The following is a 2,524-nucleotide window of genomic DNA, read 5'->3' on the forward strand; positions in this document are numbered from 1 at the left end:
TATTCCTTAAGGAATAAGCGCATTTAATCTGCGAAATATACTATTTCACTAAAGCCAACGTCTATGGAAACAAATAAACAGCAATTATATATTGTTAAAGATCCCAAAAAGAAAACAATTTTCGATTATGCGATCGACTATCTATCTGGAAAATATGACATCCTCTATAATGAGATCTCACACGATTTTCAGATATCGTTAAAAGGTAATAAAGAATGGAATTACATCAATTTGAATTCTTTGATCATCGAATTGAACAAAGCAGGTGTGGAGATCAATCCTGCCAAGCTTGAAATACTAATAAAGTCCGAACTTATTAAAAAATACAATCCCATTCAGGAGTATTTTAAGTCGTTGCCCAAGTGGGACGGAGTGGACCACATTTCAAAATTAGCGGCCTATTTGCCCATCTACGAACCTGAGGTCTTTCTGTATCACTTTAAAAAATGGTTAGTAAGATCCATAAAGTGTGCTTTGGAACCTGGTTACTTCAATAAGCAGGCGCTTATCATAAGCCATAAAGGGCAGAGCTCAGGGAAATCTACTTGGTGCCGATTTTTATGCCCACCGGAACTTGCAGAATATATGGCCGAGGACATCAGCAATGATAAAGATGCCAGGATCCAGTTATGTCGAAATTTTTTATACAATCTGGATGAATTGGCCGTGCTGTCAAAAAAGGATGTCAACGCCCTGAAAGCTTTTTTCTCCAAGACCTTTATTAATGAACGTTTACCCTACGATCGGAAAAACACCACATTACCCAGAATCTGTTCATTTATGGGTTCCACCAACATGTCCTCGTTTCTCAATGATGAAACAGGATCGGTAAGATGGCTTTGCTTTGAATTAAAGGACGTGATCGATTTCTCCTATTCCAATGAAATCATTATAAAGGACGTTTGGACTCAGGCGTACCATCTTGCCTACTTTGATAAAACCTTTAATCCTGAACTCTCCGCAAAAGATGTGAACGAAAATGAAGAGCGCAACAAACGGTATACAAAACTGACTTCCGAACAGGAGATGGTTGCCAAGTATTACGAAAGCTCCGACGACATTGAAGATTTTGTGACGGCCACAGATGTTATGGTTGCCTTATCGTGTCTCAACGTGCGGTTGAACCACATCAATCTTGGAAGGGCACTCTCGGGATTTAACTTTCAAAAAGTCAAGCATCCCCAAAGACAGGTGTATGGTTATTTGGCAAAAGCAATTTTCAAAAACAGCCCTTGGGAACTGGAAGTACCCAAAAAACTATAAAACAACCTACCTACTTACCTAATGGATCTAATGCCCAAAGAATGCTTGGGTTTATTTAGGTAAGATCATTTAAAAAGAAGTTACCTCAATCTTACCTAACGACCTCAATAGGTAAGCTAGGTAACGTAAAAAGGAACTTACCTTTTGTTATATGCCTTATGATTACTGGCATAGGTAACTAGGTAGGTAAATACTAAGTTATAAAAGAAGAAGCTGATGAAAAGAAAAATAAACTGTGAAAGCGCCCGAGCTTTTCCCATCGAAAAGGCGCTGGCAAATCTCGGGCACTTTCCCCAAAAGACAGCGGAAAAAGAAGCTTGGTTTCTGAGTCCTTTCAGGTCAGAAACCCAAGCCTCTTTTAAAGTCTCCAAGACTATGAATCGATGGTACGACCATGGTGAAGGAATAGGAGGCAATGTGATTGATTTGGTCTGTAGGATTTTGAAATGTTCTGTGAAGGAAGCTCTGGCGTATTTGAATCAAGATTGGCCTTCTTTTTCTTTTCAACAGCAACAACCTTTCAATTCAAATGACAATGGGTTAGCCATCACTAAAATTCAGAACATCAAACACCCAGCATTGATCCAGTATCTGAACCTGAGACGGATTCCATTACAGATTGCCAATTCTTATTGTAGTGAAGTTTGGTACACCTTTAAGGACAAGCAATTTTTTGCTATTGGTTTACAGAATAGCAAAAACGGATGGGAATTACGGAATAGGATATTTAAGAATAGCAGTAGCCCAAAATCATATACCCATCTCCAAAGAAACAGCAAACATCTAATCATCTTGGAAGGGATGTTTGATTTATTATCGTTGGCCGTTATGAATGGCTCTTTAATAAAAGATTTAGATGTCATTGTATTAAATTCCATTGCATTTATAGAAAATGTTGAAACACATATTTCAAATTATGAAATTGTCGATCTCTATTTGGATAACGATTCGGCTGGACAAAATGCAACACTTTATTTGACAAAGAAATATAGTCATGTAAATGATCAAAGTGATGCCTATAAAAATCATAAGGACTTAAACGATTTTTTATGTCATGAGAGAAAAGGATGAGATTGAACGAAACAATGAACAGCAGCAATATCTAAAGATTCCTGCCCAATTACTCAAACATTCTGAAAGTGTAGAATTGGATCTTGAAATGGATGCCAATGGAATGGGAATTATTCTGGGTAGGAATTCGAGATGTGTGTCTGTGGCCACATTCTCGTTTGCTCCCGAAGGTCGCAAAGAAAAAAAACGA

3 protein-coding genes are annotated in these 2,524 nt (G+C 37.8%); all 3 read left to right on the forward strand.

Annotated elements, in window-relative coordinates; genetic code table 11:
• The first annotated feature begins 63 nt into the window (after window positions 1–63).
• Entirely contained in the window at window positions 64–1,263 is a 1,200-nt protein-coding gene (locus tag J4051_RS18725) for a VapE domain-containing protein (RefSeq protein WP_208235416.1), read from the forward strand.
• A gap of 216 nt (window positions 1,264–1,479) precedes the next feature.
• Entirely contained in the window at window positions 1,480–2,334 is an 855-nt protein-coding gene (locus J4051_RS18730) for a toprim domain-containing protein (protein ID WP_236027616.1), read from the forward strand.
• Window positions 2,318–2,524: hypothetical protein (locus J4051_RS18735; RefSeq protein ID WP_208235417.1), on the forward strand; the 207-nt coding region annotated here is incomplete at its 3' end. The genes J4051_RS18730 and J4051_RS18735, both read left to right, overlap by 17 nt.

The sequence above is a fragment of the Gelidibacter pelagius genome (genome assembly GCF_017581925.1).
Taxonomy (GTDB): domain Bacteria; phylum Bacteroidota; class Bacteroidia; order Flavobacteriales; family Flavobacteriaceae; genus Gelidibacter; species Gelidibacter pelagius.